The following is a 17,027-nucleotide window of genomic DNA, read 5'->3' on the forward strand; positions in this document are numbered from 1 at the left end:
CGGACCAGATGACGTGTCCGTCGCGGCGGCAGCGGAAGGCGGGACTGCGTGGGCCACCGGTTGGCGGGACGACTCCACCGATGCCACGGCCGGACCAGATGACGTGTCCGTCGCGGCGGCAGCGGAAGGCGGGACTGCGTGGGCCACCGGTTGGCGGGACGACTCCACGAACGGCACCGCCGGGCCGGGCAACGCGTCCGTCGCCGTGGGCGCGTTGGCTGTATCCGGATCGGAAGTTGCCGCGGGCGCCGCGGGTGGCGGAGATGCCGCGGCTGTATACGGTGCCGCGGATGCCCGCATGGCCGTGGACGACGGGTACCGGAACACCACGGAGTTCCTGCGGGCGCGGCTGCGGATCAGCGCCCCCGAGGCCCGCCGCCGGCTCGCCCTCGCCGGGGATCTGCTGCCGCGGCAGGGATTCTCCGGGAACCCCTTGCCCCCGGTACGGGAGGAACTCGGCGCCGCCGTCGCCGCCGGCGACGTCTCGTCCCGGGCCGCGACCATCATCACCCTGGCCCTGGACCGGGTCCGGCACACCTGCAACCCCGAAGCCGCCGCCGGGATGGAACACGCCCTGACCCGCACCGCGGCCGAGAACGACCCCGACATCCTCGCCCGCGCAGCCCGGAACTGGACCGACGCCCTGGACCAGGACGGCGCCGAACCCACCGAAGAACTCCTCCGCCAGCTCCAGGGCGCCTTCATCCGCAAACCCCGCCACGGCCTCCAGCACCTCGAAATCTTCGCGACCCCCGAACAGTTCGAACACCTCCTCACCGTGATGAACAACGCCACCAACCCCCGCACCACCCACACCGGGACACCCGCGGCACCTGAAGAAGGGAGTGCCGCGGGAGGCACGGCAGCCTGCGAGGGTTCCTCCGGTGCAGCCGGCGCCGCCGGCACGCCGGAAAATGACCCCGGTGCCGCGGCAGGCACGGCAGCCTGCGACGGCGCCGCCGGCACGCCGGAAAATGACCTCGGTGCCGCGTGCCTGGACCTCCGCTCGCAGCCGCAGAAACGCCTGGACGGCCTCGTCGGCGCTGCCAAAATCGCCCTCGCCACCGGCTCCCTCCCCGCCGCCGGAGGGCTCCGCCCGCAGGTCATGGTCACCATCGACTACCGCGACCTCCTCGCCCGGCTCGAACACCTCACCGGCAACACCGACCAGCCCGGAAACAACCGCGACGACACCACAGCCCGCGAGGCCACAACACGTTCCTTCCGGCCCGGCGGACCGACGGGGCACACCGGCACGATGCTCTTCACCGGCCCTGTCACCGCCTCCACCGTCCGGAAGATCGCCTGCGACGCCGACATCATCCCGGTCCTGCTCGGCGGCGAAGGCCGGATCCTGGACATCGGACGCGCCTCACGCGTCTTCCCGCCCCACATCCGCAAAGCCCTCACCGCCCGCGACCAGGGCTGCGCCTTCCCCGGCTGCACCATCCCCGCCCCCTGGTGCGAAGCCCACCACATCACCTACTGGTCCCGCGGCGGCCCCACCGGCACCGAAAACGGAACCCTGCTCTGTTCACACCACCACCACGTGATCCACAAAGAGCAATGGACCATCCAGATCCGCACCGGCATCCCCTGGTTCATCCCGCCACCCCACATCGACCCACGCCAGGCACCCCGGCGCAACTACTACTTCCACCCCGCAGACCTCAACACCGCCGCCTGATACCGGCAGTTGTGTCAGGTGAAGCCGATCTGTCCTCAGGCTCTCCCGCATGCTTCAGGGACTCCACGCGCGTTGGCACGCGTCAGCTGGGGTCATCAACGCCTTCTGACGGGGGCATGAGTTCATGCGCGGCGCACTCGCATGTGAAATAGGCGGGAAATAGGCGGGCCACTAGTGACGGCAGGTGCGGCGCCCCTCGCACGTGAAATAGGCGGGAAATAGGCGGGCCACTAGTGACGGCAGGTGCGGCGCCCCTCGCACGTGAATTGGGAGGGCCGCCAACGATGGCATCGGCAGCAGAAGGCCGCGTGCAGGCACCGGGCGGTCTCTTCTGGGTTAGCCGGCGGCGATGGCGAACCTTGCGATCAAAAAGCGCGAGCGAACCGTGCGGTCAAGAAAGCGAGCGATCCGTGCGGTCAAGAGCGGTCAAGAGAAGCGAGCGACCTACCGGGGCCGGAAACCAGAATGGGATAAGTTCGCAAAAGCTACGGGCTGCGGCTGAATGTGTTGCAAAAATTGCCCGGGACTGCGGAAGATTCCCCGCCGCTTTGGGATGCCGCCGATACCGGCACACACCGCGCCACCCTCGACACGCCTCGTGCCAGTGTTCAGCACCCCCGCGCCACCTTCGACGCGCCCGCGTCTTATTCGGCATGCCCAGGGCCATGTTCTTCAGAATGCCCGGCGCCATCCTGGGCACGCAGCTTGTTCGACGGCCCGACGGGCGGCCGTGTGGGCCCTACCGGGTGAGAGGTGGTGGGGCCAGCGGGAGCAACGCGGTTCCGGCTGCAACGGTGTCGGCGGACATCTCCCACACCCGCCGCAGGGCGCAGAACTTCCACCAGTGGTGCTTCAGGACCTCCGGGTTGGCACGCAGTGGACGGACTTCCGTCTGCCCGATTGCGACTGCCAGCAAAATGGGGGAATCGCCGTGCTGCCAGGCTTCCCACTCCCCTGCCACCGGATCCACGAGGCTTTCCTCTGCCTTCATACCGGCCACCAGCTGCATGACCACTTTGTCATCCAGGGGTTTGACCGTGCCGTCCCGGCTGGTCCCCTTGGTCTTGTAATCGATGAGGCAGATCCGGCCGTTGATCCTGGCCACAAGATCCAGGGTGCCGGCGTAGCCAACGGTTTTATTCCAGACCGTGATCTCCGGAGCGATCGGCTCCACCTGGAAGAGGTCCCACCACTCATCGAAGCGGGCCGCGAAGGCTTCTTCACCGTTGGCGGCAAGGGCTTCCCGGGTTTCCTTCATCTGATGCGGGCGGCCCAGCGCACGCAGCGCAACCTGCTCGCAGTAGTTGTGGACACGGTCACCGCGCTTCGCAGCGTCGTCGCGGTAAGACTCTGCCGCCTTGGCCGCACGGCTCACTGCCTGGCGAACTTTGGCAGGGCTGCCCAGGATGCCGGGCAGTGTGGGGTCCTGGGCGAGGCTATTGGCGCCCATGTACCCGAACCAACCGTCCAGCCCGTGGGGCTGCTGACCGATCACGGTGGTGATAGAGGGAACGGAGAACTGCTCTGACGTGGAGCGCGCATACATCCGGCCGTATTCCGTGGCATGGGCAAGAAGAGGGGCGGTCATGGGAAGACTCTTTCACGGGGGTCTGACAGTGGATAAAACGGCGGCGGGCCGCACTGCCCGATGCGCTAACAAGAATGGTCCGCCCCGCTCGGTGAGCGGAACGGACCATTTATTGGGTGGGCGATACTGGGTTCGAACCAGTGACCTCTTCGGTGTGAACGAAGCGCGCTACCACTGCGCCAATCGCCCCAATGCCATTGAATGCTAGCCCACCCTGGCGGAATTTAGAAATCGGGGCTCAACGTCGCGCCACGGCCGCCAACTAAGCCGTCCACCTGGCACCCTACAAACCCGGCGAGTCCCGTCGGCAACGGTGGCGGACCCCGCGGCGGCACCCGAAAAGGACTGCTAATTACAGGGCTGTAATTAGCAAGAACCGCTAGAATTCAAGGATGCGAGGGTCCCCGCCCGCGCCGTCGTCGTCCCGATTTGTAAGTTCCCTGAACCTCCTATAGAGTTCTTACTCGTTGGAACGCGAGGAAATGCCGATTGCGGCGGGGAATTGCAGACAATATTGCGGACGTAGCTCAGCTGGTAGAGCACCACCTTGCCAAGGTGGATGTCGCGAGTTCGAATCTCGTCGTCCGCTCGCAGGACACTGTCACGGTATGGTTCTTCGGAATCCTATCTACACGGTGGGTTGGCCGAGAGGCGAGGCAGCGGCCTGCAAAGCCGTATACACGGGTTCGAATCCCGTACCCACCTCGGTGAAAACCCTGGTTTCCGGTTCAGGTCGGATGCAAGGGGCGATTGGCGCAGCGGTAGCGCGCTTCCCTGACACGGAAGAGGTCACTGGTTCGATCCCAGTATCGCCCACCAAAGTAAGGCAACTTGCTTGATGCAGTACCACCGGCCCAGCCGGCATGGACTAAAATGCGGACGTAGCTCAGCTGGTAGAGCACCACCTTGCCAAGGTGGATGTCGCGAGTTCGAATCTCGTCGTCCGCTCTCTTCATTACAACTCCACACCGGATCCTTCCGGTTGCGGGCGATTGGCGCAGCGGTAGCGCGCTTCCCTGACACGGAAGAGGTCACTGGTTCGATCCCAGTATCGCCCACCACAAAAGCAGCTCCCCCGGAGCTGCTTTTTTTGTGCCCTTCGGGTCCTTCTACCCTGTTCGCCGAAAACGGCTTCTTTTACCCTGTGGGCGGACACCCTTGGCACCCCCACCAGCTCCCGCTAGGGTAGAAATCGCTAGGAGCGATCTGGCTCCGCGACCGAAGGGAGGTGCCCGTGGGTTTACTTGACGATCTAAAGGGCAAGGCTCAGAAAGTAATTGGTGGCAACGAACAAGCCATCAAGGACGGCATCGAAAAGGCCGGCGATTTCGTCGACTCCAAAACCGGCGGAAAGCACGCCGACAAAATCGATTCCGTGCAGCGAGGCGCTTCCGACTTCGTGGACAAGGCGAACGACCAGCCGAATACGCCGCCGGTCGCCGATCAGAATCCTGTCGCCGGTAAGCCCCCCGTTGCCGGGGATCCCCGCCAGCCTGGCCTCTGACCCAGATACGTCAGCGAGGTGCCGGTCCCGCCGAGAGGCGGCGCCGGCACCTCCGGCGCTTAACGGCTCCTAACGGCGTTTAACCGCTCATAACGACGCAACGCGGGGTCACTCATCGTCCATCCGGTGTCTCAGGATGGGCTGTCAGTGCGGTAAACCCCGCGTTGCTTGTGAACGTCAGGAGGGTTCGTGGTTCTGGCCTTCACGGGCCAGGGCGGTGAGGCGCGAAACAGCGCGGAAGTACTTCTTCATGTACCCGCCGGTCATCATTTCCTCGGTGAACAGCTGGTCGAACGGCACTCCGCTGGCCAGGATGGGCACGTCCTTGTCGTAGAGCCTGTCGGCGAGAACCACAAAGCGCAGCGCGACGGCCTGCTCGGTGATGGTGTGGACGTTCTTCCAGACCACACCCTCGATGCCGTCGAGCAGCTGGCGGTAGCGGCTCGGGTGGACGCCGGCCAGGTGGTCGATCAGGGTGCTGAACTCATCGCGCGCCACCGTTTTCCCGTGGAACTCGTTCTGCATGTGGTGCGTCAGCTGCTCGTTCGGCAGCGGCTGCGGCGCGGCGGGCAGACCGCGGTGACGGAAGTCCTCGCCGTCGATGCGGACGACGTCGAACTGGTCCGCCAGCACCTGGATTTCACGGGCGAAGTCGACGGCGGCAAACCGGCCGTCGCCCAAGGACCCGGGCAGGGTGTTGGACGTGGCGGCAAGCTTGACGCCGGCGTCGGCCAGTTCACGCATGAGCCGGGACATCAGCACGGTGTCGCCCGGATCATCGAGCTCGAATTCGTCGATGCAGACCAGCTTGTAGTGGCTCAGGGCCTCGACCGTCTTGCGGAAGGACAGCGCCCCCACCAGGTTGGTGTACTCAACGAACGTGCCGAAGGCCTTGGGCCCGGGGGCGGCGTGCCACAGCGAGGCGAGCAGGTGGGTCTTGCCGACGCCGAAGCCGCCGTCGAGGTAGATCCCGGCCCGGGACATATCCTTCTTGCCGAAGAGGCGTTTGAAGAGCCCGTCCCCGTCGCGCGCGCCGACGTTTGCCGCGAATCCCTCCAGCGCTTTGACCGCGGCGGCCTGGCTGGGCTGGGACGGATCCGGCCGGTAGCTGGAAAACGAAACCTCACCGAAGCGCGGCGAGGGATAAAAACCGTTGAGGAGTTCATCCACTGAAACTGCCGGGGTGCGGGCGGCGAGCTGTTCGATCTGTACCAAGGTGGTCCGTTCTGCTGGTCTCTTGTCCCCAGAAAGAATACCGGCAATGCGCGGGCCGCCTGTCAGCCCGCCGCCGGGCGGCGTGGACGGGAGGGCTTCACGTGACGAAGACCATATTTCCGAGTGTGAACCCGGTGGCGCAATCCCGGCGGGGCGTGGTTAGGGTTGGAGGAGGCCCGGCGCCCTTATGCGATTCCTCCATGGCCCGGCCTCCTGACCGCTTCAGTGAAAGGCCATTTAATGCCCTACCCCGTTGAGCAGAACGAGAAGTTCGCCGCCTACGCCCACCCCGGGCGGCTCGTGTCCACCGAGTGGTTGGCTGCCGCGATCGACTCCGGCGCCCTCCAGGACGGCAAGCTTGTGGTGGTGGAATCCGACGAGGACGTGCTGCTGTACGAGACCGGCCACATCCCGGGAGCCGTGAAGATCGACTGGCACACCGACCTGAACGACGAGGTCACGCGCGACTACGTGGACGGCGAGGCCTTTGCCGCCCTCGCTGCGGCCAAGGGGATCTCCCGCGACAGCACCGTGGTCATCTACGGCGACAAATCCAACTGGTGGGCGGCCTACGCGCTGTGGGTCTTTACGCTGTTCGGTCACGAGGACGTCCGGCTGCTCGACGGCGGCCGGGACAAGTGGATCGCCGAGGGACGGCCCATCACCACGGACAAGACGGCCACCACGCCCGGTGACTACCCCGTCGTCGGGCGCAACGACGCCCCGATCCGCGCCTTCAAGGAAGACGTCCTGGCCCACTTCGGCAAGCCGCTGATCGACGTCCGCTCCGCCGAGGAGTACACGGGCCAGCGCACACACATGCCGGCCTACCCCGAGGAAGGCGCCCTGCGCGGGGGGCACATCCCCACCGCGGCGTCCATCCCGTGGGCGCGTGCGGCTGCCGAGGACGGCACCTACCGCACCCGCCCCGAACTCGAGGCCCTCTACCTCGGCGAGGCCGGGCTGAAGGAAGGCGACGACGTCGTGGCGTACTGCCGTATCGGCGAGCGTTCCAGCCACACGTGGTTCGCGCTCAAGTACCTGCTGGGCTTCGAAACGGTCCGCAACTACGACGGGTCCTGGACCGAATGGGGCAACGCCGTCCGCGCCCCCATCGTCAAGGGCACCGAGCGCGGCACGGTTCCGGCCGCCAAGTAGCCCGGGCGTAAGCTGGAAGAGATGAATACTGCTGCCCTTCCCACCGCACTGGCGGAAATTGTCGACGACTTCCAGGCCGTCACCGAGCCCGAACGGCTCCAACTGCTGCTCGAGTTCTCCCGCGACCTTCCGGAACCCCCGGAACGGCTCAAGGACCATCCGGAGCTGATGGAGCAGGTGGTCGAGTGCCAGTCACCGTTGTTCCTGACCATCGAAACGGAAAAGTCCGACGGCGGCGCGGCCGACGCCGTCCGGCTCTACTTCAAAGCACCGCCGGAGGCCCCCACCACCCGGGGCTTCGCGGGCGTGCTGCACGAAGGCCTCGACGGGCTGAGCCCGGCGGAGATCCTGTCCGTCCCGGATGACATGCCGGAACTGCTGGGACTGACCAGGGCCATCACTCCGCTGCGGATGCGCGGGATGACTGCAATGCTGGGCCGGATCAAGCGCAAGGTTGCTGCCCTCCCGCAGCAGCCCTGACGGTATCCGGTCACTTCGGGACCCGGATAAACGGAAACCCATGGCACGCAAACAGGCGTCACAGGGAACCCCGGCCACCGCCGTACTGGCGGCCGCCGGGGTTCCCTTCGTCGCGCACCCCTACAGCCACGACCCCGCTGCCGCCAGTTACGGCCTCGAAGCGGCGGAGGTGCTCGGCGTCGACCCTGCCCGGGTGTTCAAAACCCTGATGGTCGACGTCGACGGCCGGCTCGCCGTCGGCGTCGTGCCGGTGAGCAGGAACCTGGACCTCAAGGCGATGGCGGCCGCGCTGGGCGGCAAGAAAGCGGCCATGGCGGACCCGGCAGCAGCCGAGCGCCGCACCGGCTACGTGCTGGGGGGCATCTCGCCGCTGGGACAACGGCAGCCCTCCCCCACCGTCCTGGATGACAGCGCCCTGGGCCTGGACACGATCCTGGTCTCGGGCGGCCGGCGCGGCCTGGACATCGAGCTGAGTCCGGCGGAACTGATCCGTCTCACCGGGGCACGCACGGCAAGGATCGGGGCCGGCAGGAAATAGCCGGGAAAGAACGGGCTGGAGCAGCGGGCCCGCAGTCGCGTTCAGGAGCCTCGGGTTCAGGAGCCTCCGGGACCTGCGCCTAGGGAGCAGACGCCTCGGGGTTGGGCTGGCCGGGATTCACGCGGGGCGCGAGCTGCTGACCGAGCCAGGCCGTGACCAGCCGCTCCCAGCGCTCCGGATCCACATTCCATTCCTTGGTGTGCCGGGCGCGCTCGAAGGTCTCGAAGGTGACCATCTCCGGGTTCTTCTCGGCCAGGGCAGCGGACGGGCCATAGGGGACGTATTCGTCGTCGACACTGTGGATGATCAGCGTGGGCGTCCGCAGTTCCACGGCACGGGAAACCCAGTCCATGGCCTTCAGGTCCACCGGCGCGGCGAGTCCGGTCAGCCGCCGGCCCAGCTTGTGGCCCATCATCAGCTGCCCGTACCTGCCCACTGCCGACGGGATCCGGTTGAGCTCGGCGTGGTGCGCCAGCACGTTTACCCAGTTGATGACGGGTGCGTCCAGCACCATCGCCCTGATGAGGGGGTGGTAGTGGGACAAATCGGCGGTCTGGAGGCAGATGGCCCCGCCCATGGACCAGCCGAAGAGCACCACTTCCCGGGCGCCATGCTCCAGCGCAAAACCGATGGCCGCCTCGACGTCGCGCCACTCGGTGGAGCCCAGGCCGTAGCGCCCGTCCTGCGCCGACGGCGCCAGCCCGTCATTGCGGTAGGTGATCACCAGGCTGGACATGCCCAGTTCGTGGGCGGTCCGGACGGCCCGCAGGCATTCCTGCCGGCTGGCGCCGCGGCCGTGCACCATAATCGCCCAGATGCCCGATTCCTTCGGGGCCCGGACGAGCCACGCCGGCGCGGTCCCGCCGTCGACCTCGATGTCCACGTCCTCCGAGGGCAGGCCGATGCTGGCGGGGTCGGGGTACGCGGCCCCGCTCCAGTATCCGCGGCGGGCCGTGCTGAGGTCCCCGCTGTAGACGGTTTCGACTTCGCGCTGCACGGTGCGCTCGGCCGGCGAGTAGGACACGATTCGACCGATCCGGGCGTGGCCCCGGCCGCCGTCGAAGAAGAACCCGTAGACGCCCTCGACCGTGGCGTCAGGGGTGGCCGCGAGGATGAGCTGCAGCCCGTGCGCGCCCCGGATCACCGCGAGCACCTCCTGGTCCTCCTCCCTGACCCGGGCGGGGGTGATCACCCTGCGGGCAAAATAGAGGGCCAAGGCTGAAGAGCCGGCAGCCAGCAGCCCGGCCGCGGCGCTTCCGCCGATGACGCCGGCCACCGCCCACTTGGCGCTGCCCGGAACGGAAACTTCGGCGGAGTTCGCGACAGCGCGGGCGGCCTTTCCACGGGCGGTGGAGATCCGGTGCGGGTCCGGCAGGAGGCGTGAGGAGGAAGCCATGGCACCATTCTTACCGAACTCCCCGCCCGGCGTGGCATCCGCGGGCGCCACGGACCCCGGCGGGCAGATCCTGCTGGTGTCCGCGGCACGCTCCCCAGCTGCCGTGCAAGGCCGGCAACGCGGCGCTGTGCGGGCAGTCGGCGCCCCAATCCGTGCGGGTGCCCCGGCGCGCGACTAGGCTGGGGGAATGAGTGATCCAATCGTCATTTTGACAGAAGAGCCCCTCGGCGCGGACGACCGCGTCAACATCGAAACCCTGCTTGCCGGCGGTGATGCGCCGCTGGTGGTCCTCGTTCCGGCCAGCACGGAGCGGCACCTCCTGGTGGATTTCCTGGAGAACCTCTCCCTGCTGGAGATCTCCAAGGCCTTCCGTGAATTGACGGCACACGCCGATCCCGCCGGGGAACGCGCCGAAGCCGCTGAAACCCTGGCGGCCTCGCTCGCTGCACTGGCCGGGCTCGGCAGCGGCGTGACCGGAGAAATTGTCGAGGGCAAGGCCGTCGACGGAATGGTCGCCAAAGTCACGGAACTCGGCGCCGGACAGGCCGTAGTGATCACCCGACCGCACGCCGTTGCGGACACCTTCCACACCGACTGGGCTACCAAGGCCCAGGACAAACTGGGCCTTCCGGTCCTGCATCTGTACGCCGGATCGGGATTTATCGGGGACTCCTGAGCGTTAGTCCAACTATGAGCATCTTCAGTAACAAGCCCAAAGTTTCGCCCGTTGCTTCCCCTGCCGGGGCGGACGGCGGTGCCGCCGGCCAGGCCGCACATCCGCCCGTCGAAAAGTCGCCGGTTGAAAAGTCTGACCAGCAGTGGCGCCAGGAACTGACGCCTGAGGAGTACCGGGTCCTGCGCCAGGCCGGGACGGAGCGGCCCTACACCGGCGAGTACTGGGACACCCACACCGCAGGCGTGTACCAGTGCCGGGCCTGCGGCACCGAGCTGTTCACCAGCCGTGAGAAGTTCGACTCGCACTGCGGCTGGCCCTCCTTCTGGGCCCCGCTTGCCGAGGGTACCGTCAAGTACATCCACGACCGGACCCTGGGCATGGAACGGGTCGAAGTCCGCTGCGCCGCGTGTGATTCCCACCTGGGCCACGTATTCGAGGGCGAAGGCTACGGAACCCCGACCGACCAGCGCTATTGCATCAATTCCGTCTCACTGAAGCTGGTCTCGGCCGACGACGCCGGCCAGTAGCGCCTGGTCACTTGCCCCGCCAGCAGCCCGGGCGCCCCCGGCGTACCGGCATTTCCGGTTAGGTCCCGGGCCCGGCCGCCCCGGTGCCCCCGGGCAGTTCCCGGGAGTCCCAAGGCAGTTCCCGGGATTCCCCTGGGGTGAAGCACGTGGAGGGTCCCCGCCCGACGCCGCATCGGCGGCCGCGGCGGGGGCCCTCTCCCGTTCGGGCGGGGAACACCACGAACGCACCCACCCCACTGCTGGAGCTGGCGCGGGCTGAAGAGTCGACTTGCCACAGACCTTCTTACGCTCAGGTCAATTTTGCATTAGAAACCCTGATCTCTTGCTACGCTCAATTTAGCTACTGACGAGCGACGCTCCCAGCACAGAGAAAGGTGCCCGCTGCGATGACCACCACCGCTTTCACCACCACTGCCCCGATCCCGGCCACCTCCCCGGAATGGCTGCAGCTCAAGGCCGCCGCCACCGCGTTGCAGGCGCTCCAGGTCCAGGACGGCTCCGTTCCGGAGAGCGCCGACCATGAGGCGGCCGCCGGGTATGTCCGCACCATCACGGCGGGCATCCAGGCCCTGGCACCGTCCTTCCCGCACGACGCCGACTACCTCTCCCTCCTCGTCACTGACTTCGGCCGCTGGGCCGACGGCGGCTTCGGCGTGCCCGACTTCCTGGACTCCCTGCAGGCATTCCAGCCGCAGCGGCACCGGGTGAACGGCCTGCAGCACCTCGTCGTCTTCCCGATGTACACCCAGAACGGCAGCAGCAACCGCCTGGTCGAAGCCGTGCTGATCGAGGTCATCTGGCCCGAGTTCATCGCCGGCCTGGAAGAGGGCGAGTACTCCAACAAGCTCTTCGTCCCCATCCGTTTCCTGGACTTCACGCCCGGCTACGACACCAACTCCGCAGTGCTGTTCCCGGAGACCGTCGCCGTGCGGGAAACCCCCACGTTCACATGGGGTGCCATTTTCGCCGACCGTGAGGCGGCCCGCTTCCGCCGTGTGCTCCGGGCCGCCGCGGACATCACCTCGCTGCAGCTTCCCGAGGACGCCGCCGGCCTGCTCGAGGACCAGGAGCTCACCGAGGAAACCTTTGTGATGTGGGACCTCATCCACGACCGCACCCACATGCGCGGCGACCTGCCCTTCGACCCGTTCATGATCAAGCAGCGCATGCCGTACTTCCTCTACTCCCTCGAGGAACTCCGTTGCGACCTGACCGCCTTCCGCGAATCCGTCAAGATCGAAAAGGACGAGGAAGCCGCCCCGGAGGCACGCCGCCACGCCAAGCTGGTCCAGTACGCCGTGATCTTCGACCGGATCTTCCGCTTCGCCATCACCGGCAGCCGCGTCCGCAACTACGACGGTCTCGGCGGCCAGCTGCTCTTCGCCTGGATGCACCAGCACCACGTCCTGCACTGGACCGACAGCAAGCTCAGCATCGACTGGGACGAAGCGGCCGACGTCGTGGTTGAACTCGGCGCCCGGATCGAGGAGCTGTACTGGCGCTCGATCGACCGCCCCAAGATGGCCCACTGGCTCGCCGCCTACGAGCTGATCTCCGGGACCGTCACACCCAACCCGGCCTCCGTCTGGGCCAAGGGCCCGGACGCGCTGCCCCTGGCCGGCCCGCCGCGCGGGCTCACCGACCAGGTGCTCGACGACGAGTTCCCGCTCTCCATGTTCTACGAGGCACTCGAGAAGAAGATGCGTCCCGTCATCGAATCCACGGCCGGCATCACGGGCGCGTCGGATACGGGCGCGGCGGGCACCGCCACAAACGCTGCCATGAACGCCGGATGAGCGCCGGACGCGCGCTGAACGTAGTGGTCACGGGCGGCAGCGGCCCTTCGGGGATCGCCGCCGCCCGCGCCCTGCGCAACGCCGGGCACACGGTCTTCACCGTGGGCTCGGACAGGCCCAGGATTGAGGCGGCCGCCGCGGAAGCCGGCAGCGGCGTCACGCCGCTCGTGTGCGACCTCGCCAACCTCGCGGAGGTCCGGTCGCTGCACGCGAGCGTGCATGCCATGCTGGCCGGAACCGGCCGGGCCGTCGACGGCGTCATCCACCTGGTGGGCGGCTGGCGCGGCGCCAAGGGCATCACCGACCAAAGCGACGAAGACTGGGAGTTCCTGGAACGCGGCGCGATCACCACGCTGCGGAACGTCACGCGCGTCTTTTTCGATGACCTCGCAGCCTCCGACGCCGGGCGCTTCGCCATGGTTTCCTCCACGGCCGTGAGCAAGCCGACGGCGGGCGGCGCCAGCTACGTGGCCGCCAAGTCCGCCGCCGAGGCCTGGACCCTGGCCGTCGCCGACGGTTTCCGGAAAGCGCAGGCCAGCCCAGGCAGCGGCGCCAACCCCGCCGGACAGAGCAGCGCCGTCGAAGAACACAGCGCCCTCGAACAACACAGCGCCGCGGTGATCTTCGTGGTGAAGGCCCTTGTGGACCCGGCCATGCGGGCCAAGTCCCCGGAACGCAAGTTCCCCGGCTTCACCGACGTCGAGGACCTGGCCGCTGCCGCCGTCGGGCTCTTCTCCTCCCCCGCGGCGGACCTGAACGGCCAGCGGCTGTTGCTGGGACCGAACCCAAACGCTGAACCCAAACGCTGAAACCGGCAACGGACTGAGCCCGCGCACCGCACTTAGCCGTTGGGCCCGGACCTCCTTAGACTGAAAGCGTGAGCAAATCGATGACAAGCACAGTTGAAACTGCCCCTGCCCGCACCGCAGCGCGGCTCCATGATCCTTCCGTCCGCGGCTTTGCCTCGGATAACTACTCGGGCGTCCACCCCGAGGTGCTGGCTGCCCTCGCCGCCGCCAATGAGGGCCATCAGGTCTCCTACGGCGAGGATGACTACACCGCACGGCTGCAGCAGCTGATGGAGGAGCATTTCGGCGAAGGCATCGAATGCTTCCCGGTCTTCAACGGCACCGGCGCCAACGTGCTCTCGCTGCAGTCCCTGCTGCCCCGGTGGGGGGCCGTGGTCTGCGCCTCGACCGCCCACATCAACATGGACGAGAACGGCGCCCCGGAGCGGATCGGCGGCATCAAGCTGCTGCAGGTCCCCACGCCAGACGGCAAGCTCACCCCCGAGCTGATCGACAAGGAAGCCTGGGGTTGGGGCGACGAGCACCGCGCCCAGCCGCTGGCCGTGTCCATCACCCAGACCACCGAGCTCGGCACCTGCTACACGCCGGACGAGGTCCGGGCCATCGCGGAGCATGTCCACGCCAAGGGCATGAAGCTGCACATGGACGGCGCCCGGCTGGCCAACGCCGCCGCGCACCTGGACGTGCCGCTGCGGGCCTTCACGCGCGACGCCGGGGTGGACATCCTCTCCTTCGGCGGCACCAAGAACGGCCTGCTCTTCGGCGAGGTTGTCATCGCCCTGAACCCGGCGGCAGCCCAGGGGCTGATCTACCTGCGCAAGATGAACATGCAGCTGGCCTCCAAGATGCGTTTTATGTCCGCCCAGTTCATCGCCCTGCTCGAGGGTGACCTCTGGCTGCGGTCCGCCGCCCACGCCAACGCCATGGCGGCGCGGCTGCGGGCCGGCGTCGAGTCCATCCCCGGCGTCGAACTGAGCCAGAAGACCGAGTCCAACGGCGTCTTCGCCGTCCTCCCGGCCGGCGTGGCCGACAGGCTGCGGCAGTCCTTCCGCTTCTACGACTGGAACGAGGCGGCCCGCGAGGTCCGCTGGATGTGTTCCTTCGACACCACCGAGGAGGACGTTGATTCCTTCATTGCTGCCATCAAACGCGAACTCGCTGCCGGCTGAGCCCTGCGCGGCTTCCCGTGCCCGGCGGCGAGCCTGCCGGGCCGGGGAGCGCCCCTTGCATAATCTTCGACTGTGAACGCAATCGACCAGGTTCCGGCAGATTTTCTTTTTGCCTTGGGAACCCTGCGGCAGGCACGAACCAGGAGTGAGCTGCGCCTGGAGGAAATTCCAGCGCCCGCCCGGTTGGCACCGTTCGCCGTCGCGCTCGGGGCGGAGGTTGTGGCCCCCGGCGAACCGGCCCCCTCCGGCGCCGCCCACGGCCCCGCGGCGGCCGCCCTGTCCCCCGCGTCTGGAAGCGACGACGTCGAACTGGCCACCGGGCGGTTCATCCTGCTGCACGACCCTGACGGCTCCGACGTCTGGGAGGGCGAATTCCGAATCGTCACGTACATCCGCGCCCAGCTTGAACCGGAAATGGGCAATGACGCGATGCTCGGCTCCGTCGCCTGGACCTGGCTCGTCGAAGCCCTGCAGAACCACGCGGCGCCGTACCGCTCGGCCGGCGGCACCGCCACGCGGGTGCTCTCCGAAAGCTTCGGAACCCTGTCGGAGCGGCCCGACTCGATCGACATTGAACTCCGGGCATCCTGGACGCCCGCCACGCCGGACATCACCTCCCACCTCGAGGCGTGGTCGGACATGGTCTGCACCTTCGCAGGCCTTCCGCCGCTGCCTGAAGGCGTCATACCGCTGCCGCGCTGGCGCCGCGGCCCGGCCTGAGCCGCGCCCGGCGAACCCGGACAATGGCCCGGTTTTAGCGAATGCGCGGCCCGCAACACCGTGTTGTCGCTAAACTAAAGTCATCATGACCCCTCATATTCCGGAAATCACCACCGCGGGCGCGGCCGCCAACACAGCACCAACCAACGCTGAGGCCGCCGACGCCACAGCCCACATCGCGGTGGACGGCTTCGACAGCCTGGTCCCCGAGGTCATCGACCTCGACGCCCCCCGCGACGGCGTGCCGCTCGTCATTGAAACCCAGTCCGGCCTGGAACGCTGCGCCGCGGCCCTCGCCGCAGGCCACGGTCCCGCGGGAGTGGACGCCGAACGCGCCTCCGGCTTCCGGTACGGCCAGCGCGCCTTCCTGGTCCAGATCCGGCGCGAAGGCTCCGGCACCTGGCTGATCGACCCGGAACCCTTCGGGAACCTGGACATCATCAACGATGCCCTGCGTGGTGTGGAGTGGATTCTCCACGCCGCCAGCCAGGACCTGCCCTGCCTGTCCGAACTCGGCATGTGGCCGGACAAGCTCTTTGACACCGAACTCGCCGCCCGCCTCGCCGGGCTGCCCCGCGTGGGCCTCGCCGCGGTGATCGAACAACTCCTGGGCTTCGGCCTCGCGAAGGAACACTCCGCCGCCGACTGGTCCACCCGACCGCTGCCGGAGCCGTGGCTGCGCTACGCAGCGCTCGACGTCGAGGTCCTCACCGAACTGCGTGAGGAACTCATCGAGCTCCTGGTGGCAGACGGCAAGCTGGACTACGCCGAACAGGAATTCGCCGCCATCCTCGAAGCCGGCCAGGCGCCGCCGCGCGTCGACCCGTGGCGCAAGACCTCGGGCCTGCACCAGATCCGCGACCGGCGCCAGCTTGCAGCGGTCCGCGAACTGTGGATGGAGCGTGACTCCCTTGCGCAGAAGCGCGACGTCGCTCCCGGCCGGCTCATCCCCGATTCCGCCCTCGTCGCCGCCGCCAAAGCCATGCCCACCACCGTGCCGCAGTTGCTGGGTACCAAGGGTTTCCACGGCCGCGCGGCCCAGCGCGAAGCGCCGCGGTGGCTGCGCTGCATCAGCACCGCCCGGGCCCTGGAGGACCTCCCGCCCCTACACCTTCCCACCAATGCTCCCCCGCCCCCGCGCGTCTGGGCGGACCGGGACCCGGAGGCCGCCGCGAGGCTCGCCACCGCCCGGCCGCTGCTGCAAGCCAAGGCCGAGGAGCTGAACATGCCGGTGGAGAACCTGCTGACGCCGGATTACCTCCGCCGTGTCTGCTGGCGCCCGCCGGCCGAGACCAGCGAGGAAGGGATCGCCGAGGAACTGGCCAACCTTGGGGCCCGCCAGTGGCAGATCGAACTCGTCGCACCGCTGATCACCGAGGCCTTCCTTAACCCGCAGCCGCTGCCGGTTAAGGAAGCCAAGGCCGCGCCCGCCGCGCCGGCACCGGACACGGCCCCCTAGGCCGCCCCGCGCCCGCCCCTCGCCAGCTCCCGGAAGACTCCCCCGACGGCGCGGCTCCGTCGACGGCACACAATCCTTCGACGGGCGCGGCTCCCTCGACGGCACACAATCCCTCGACGGGCGCGACTGACCGACGACACAAACTTCTTCGACGGCCGGGGCTCTGAAAGCACCGCGCCGGGCTCCTTGCCAGCTATGTTACTCACGAGTAACATGTTGTCTGATGTCGCCCGGATCCGTGCTGCCCTTGGCTCCCCCAGCCCAGGGCCGGGACCCGGCACCCATGTCTCGATGAGGAGTACCAC

At 67.7% G+C, this 17,027-nt stretch carries 16 protein-coding genes and 6 tRNA genes; 18 read left to right on the forward strand and 4 right to left on the reverse strand.

What is annotated here, in order from left to right:
• Nucleotides 1-13: 13 nt before the first annotated feature.
• A complete protein-coding gene (locus FS787_RS18215) occupies nucleotides 14-1,687 on the forward strand; it encodes an HNH endonuclease signature motif containing protein (RefSeq protein ID WP_260982583.1) in 1,674 nt (557 codons plus the stop codon).
• 739 nt (nucleotides 1,688-2,426) lie between these two features.
• On the opposite strand, the gene FS787_RS14535 is transcribed toward FS787_RS18215, so the two are convergent.
• Both FS787_RS14535 and FS787_RS14540 read right to left on the reverse strand, forming a co-directional pair.
• Entirely contained in the window at nucleotides 2,427-3,275 is an 849-nt protein-coding gene (locus tag FS787_RS14535) for a cytochrome (protein ID WP_144673414.1), read from the reverse strand.
• Between the two features lie 117 nt (nucleotides 3,276-3,392).
• Nucleotides 3,393-3,464, reverse strand: a tRNA-Val gene (locus FS787_RS14540).
• A gap of 327 nt (nucleotides 3,465-3,791) precedes the next feature.
• Between FS787_RS14540 and FS787_RS14545 the strand changes: the two genes are divergently transcribed.
• From FS787_RS14545 to FS787_RS14570, 6 genes are all read left to right on the forward strand, one after another.
• A tRNA-Gly gene (locus tag FS787_RS14545) sits at nucleotides 3,792-3,864 on the forward strand.
• 45 nt (nucleotides 3,865-3,909) lie between these two features.
• Nucleotides 3,910-3,980, forward strand: a tRNA-Cys gene (locus FS787_RS14550).
• A gap of 39 nt (nucleotides 3,981-4,019) precedes the next feature.
• Nucleotides 4,020-4,094 (forward strand) — tRNA-Val (locus tag FS787_RS14555).
• Between the two features lie 56 nt (nucleotides 4,095-4,150).
• A tRNA-Gly gene (locus tag FS787_RS14560) sits at nucleotides 4,151-4,223 on the forward strand.
• 38 nt (nucleotides 4,224-4,261) lie between these two features.
• Nucleotides 4,262-4,336: transfer RNA gene (locus tag FS787_RS14565), tRNA-Val, on the forward strand.
• Between the two features lie 173 nt (nucleotides 4,337-4,509).
• Nucleotides 4,510-4,779, forward strand: a complete 270-nt coding sequence (locus FS787_RS14570; protein WP_144673416.1) for an antitoxin — start codon at nucleotides 4,510-4,512, stop codon at nucleotides 4,777-4,779.
• 177 nt (nucleotides 4,780-4,956) lie between these two features.
• On the opposite strand, the gene zapE is transcribed toward FS787_RS14570, so the two are convergent.
• A complete protein-coding gene (zapE, locus tag FS787_RS14575) occupies nucleotides 4,957-5,994 on the reverse strand; it encodes a cell division protein ZapE (protein ID WP_144673418.1) in 1,038 nt (345 codons plus the stop codon).
• A gap of 240 nt (nucleotides 5,995-6,234) precedes the next feature.
• On the opposite strand from zapE, the gene FS787_RS14580 reads away from it, so the two are divergent.
• Genes FS787_RS14580 through ybaK form a run of 3 tightly spaced genes read left to right on the forward strand, consistent with a single transcriptional unit; the run spans nucleotide 6,235 to nucleotide 8,170 of the window.
• The gene (locus FS787_RS14580) at nucleotides 6,235-7,152 is read left to right on the forward strand and encodes a sulfurtransferase (protein WP_144673420.1); all 918 of its coding nucleotides are present in this window, start codon (nucleotides 6,235-6,237) and stop codon (nucleotides 7,150-7,152) included.
• Between the two features lie 21 nt (nucleotides 7,153-7,173).
• Nucleotides 7,174-7,632: a SufE family protein gene (locus tag FS787_RS14585; RefSeq protein WP_144673422.1), complete on the forward strand. Its 459-nt coding sequence runs from the start codon at nucleotides 7,174-7,176 to the stop codon at nucleotides 7,630-7,632.
• Nucleotides 7,633-7,672: 40 nt separating this feature from the next.
• Nucleotides 7,673-8,170 carry a Cys-tRNA(Pro) deacylase gene (ybaK, locus tag FS787_RS14590; protein WP_144673425.1) on the forward strand — a complete coding sequence of 166 codons (498 nt, stop codon included), beginning with the start codon at nucleotides 7,673-7,675 and terminating at the stop codon, nucleotides 8,168-8,170.
• Nucleotides 8,171-8,249: 79 nt separating this feature from the next.
• Here the strand turns inward: ybaK and FS787_RS14595 are convergent, their stop codons facing one another.
• Complete coding sequence (locus FS787_RS14595; protein ID WP_144673427.1) at nucleotides 8,250-9,566, reverse strand: S9 family peptidase; 1,317 nt, start codon at nucleotides 9,564-9,566, stop codon at nucleotides 8,250-8,252.
• Here FS787_RS14595 and FS787_RS14600 point away from each other — a divergent pair.
• The 8 genes from FS787_RS14600 to FS787_RS14635 all read left to right on the forward strand — a co-directional run bounded on the left by FS787_RS14600 (nucleotide 9,565) and on the right by FS787_RS14635 (nucleotide 16,722).
• Nucleotides 9,565-9,744, forward strand: a complete 180-nt coding sequence (locus FS787_RS14600) for a hypothetical protein (RefSeq protein WP_144673429.1) — start codon at nucleotides 9,565-9,567, stop codon at nucleotides 9,742-9,744. The genes FS787_RS14595 and FS787_RS14600 overlap by 2 nt on opposite strands.
• 9 nt (nucleotides 9,745-9,753) lie before the next feature.
• Entirely contained in the window at nucleotides 9,754-10,242 is a 489-nt protein-coding gene (locus tag FS787_RS14605) for a hypothetical protein (protein WP_144673431.1), read from the forward strand.
• A 14-nt stretch (nucleotides 10,243-10,256) separates the two neighbouring features.
• Complete coding sequence (gene msrB, locus FS787_RS14610) at nucleotides 10,257-10,769, forward strand: peptide-methionine (R)-S-oxide reductase MsrB (protein ID WP_144673433.1); 513 nt, start codon at nucleotides 10,257-10,259, stop codon at nucleotides 10,767-10,769.
• A 386-nt stretch (nucleotides 10,770-11,155) separates the two neighbouring features.
• Entirely contained in the window at nucleotides 11,156-12,565 is a 1,410-nt protein-coding gene (locus tag FS787_RS14615; protein ID WP_144673435.1) for a DUF6421 family protein, read from the forward strand.
• Complete coding sequence (locus FS787_RS14620) at nucleotides 12,562-13,374, forward strand: SDR family oxidoreductase (RefSeq protein ID WP_144673437.1); 813 nt, start codon at nucleotides 12,562-12,564, stop codon at nucleotides 13,372-13,374. The genes FS787_RS14615 and FS787_RS14620 overlap by 4 nt, the downstream gene beginning before the upstream one ends.
• A gap of 80 nt (nucleotides 13,375-13,454) precedes the next feature.
• Entirely contained in the window at nucleotides 13,455-14,543 is a 1,089-nt protein-coding gene (locus tag FS787_RS14625; RefSeq protein WP_144673727.1) for a low specificity L-threonine aldolase, read from the forward strand.
• Nucleotides 14,544-14,615: 72 nt separating this feature from the next.
• Nucleotides 14,616-15,263, forward strand: coding sequence for a DUF3000 domain-containing protein (locus FS787_RS14630; protein WP_144673439.1), 648 nt, complete (start codon nucleotides 14,616-14,618; stop codon nucleotides 15,261-15,263).
• A gap of 85 nt (nucleotides 15,264-15,348) precedes the next feature.
• The gene (locus FS787_RS14635; RefSeq protein ID WP_144673441.1) at nucleotides 15,349-16,722 is read left to right on the forward strand and encodes an HRDC domain-containing protein; all 1,374 of its coding nucleotides are present in this window, start codon (nucleotides 15,349-15,351) and stop codon (nucleotides 16,720-16,722) included.
• Nucleotides 16,723-17,027 lie beyond the last annotated feature (305 nt).

It is taken from the genome of Arthrobacter sp. U41 (assembly GCF_007679325.1).
GTDB lineage: Bacteria > Actinomycetota > Actinomycetes > Actinomycetales > Micrococcaceae > Arthrobacter.

Coding starts and splice junctions, on each gene's coding strand:
- FS787_RS14615 (WP_144673435.1), top strand. CDS start 11,156: ATGACCACCACCGCTTTCACCACCACTGCCCCGATCCCGGCCACCTCC.
- FS787_RS14620 (WP_144673437.1), top strand. CDS start 12,562: ATGAGCGCCGGACGCGCGCTGAACGTAGTGGTCACGGGCGGCAGCGGC.
- FS787_RS14605 (WP_144673431.1), top strand. CDS start 9,754: ATGAGTGATCCAATCGTCATTTTGACAGAAGAGCCCCTCGGCGCGGAC.
- ybaK (WP_144673425.1), top strand. CDS start 7,673: ATGGCACGCAAACAGGCGTCACAGGGAACCCCGGCCACCGCCGTACTG.
- FS787_RS14595 (WP_144673427.1), bottom strand. CDS start 9,566: ATGGCTTCCTCCTCACGCCTCCTGCCGGACCCGCACCGGATCTCCACC.
- FS787_RS14585 (WP_144673422.1), top strand. CDS start 7,174: ATGAATACTGCTGCCCTTCCCACCGCACTGGCGGAAATTGTCGACGAC.
- FS787_RS14580 (WP_144673420.1), top strand. CDS start 6,235: ATGCCCTACCCCGTTGAGCAGAACGAGAAGTTCGCCGCCTACGCCCAC.
- FS787_RS14600 (WP_144673429.1), top strand. CDS start 9,565: ATGGCACCATTCTTACCGAACTCCCCGCCCGGCGTGGCATCCGCGGGC.
- FS787_RS14625 (WP_144673727.1), top strand. CDS start 13,455: ATGACAAGCACAGTTGAAACTGCCCCTGCCCGCACCGCAGCGCGGCTC.
- FS787_RS14535 (WP_144673414.1), bottom strand. CDS start 3,275: ATGACCGCCCCTCTTCTTGCCCATGCCACGGAATACGGCCGGATGTAT.
- msrB (WP_144673433.1), top strand. CDS start 10,257: ATGAGCATCTTCAGTAACAAGCCCAAAGTTTCGCCCGTTGCTTCCCCT.
- FS787_RS14635 (WP_144673441.1), top strand. CDS start 15,349: ATGACCCCTCATATTCCGGAAATCACCACCGCGGGCGCGGCCGCCAAC.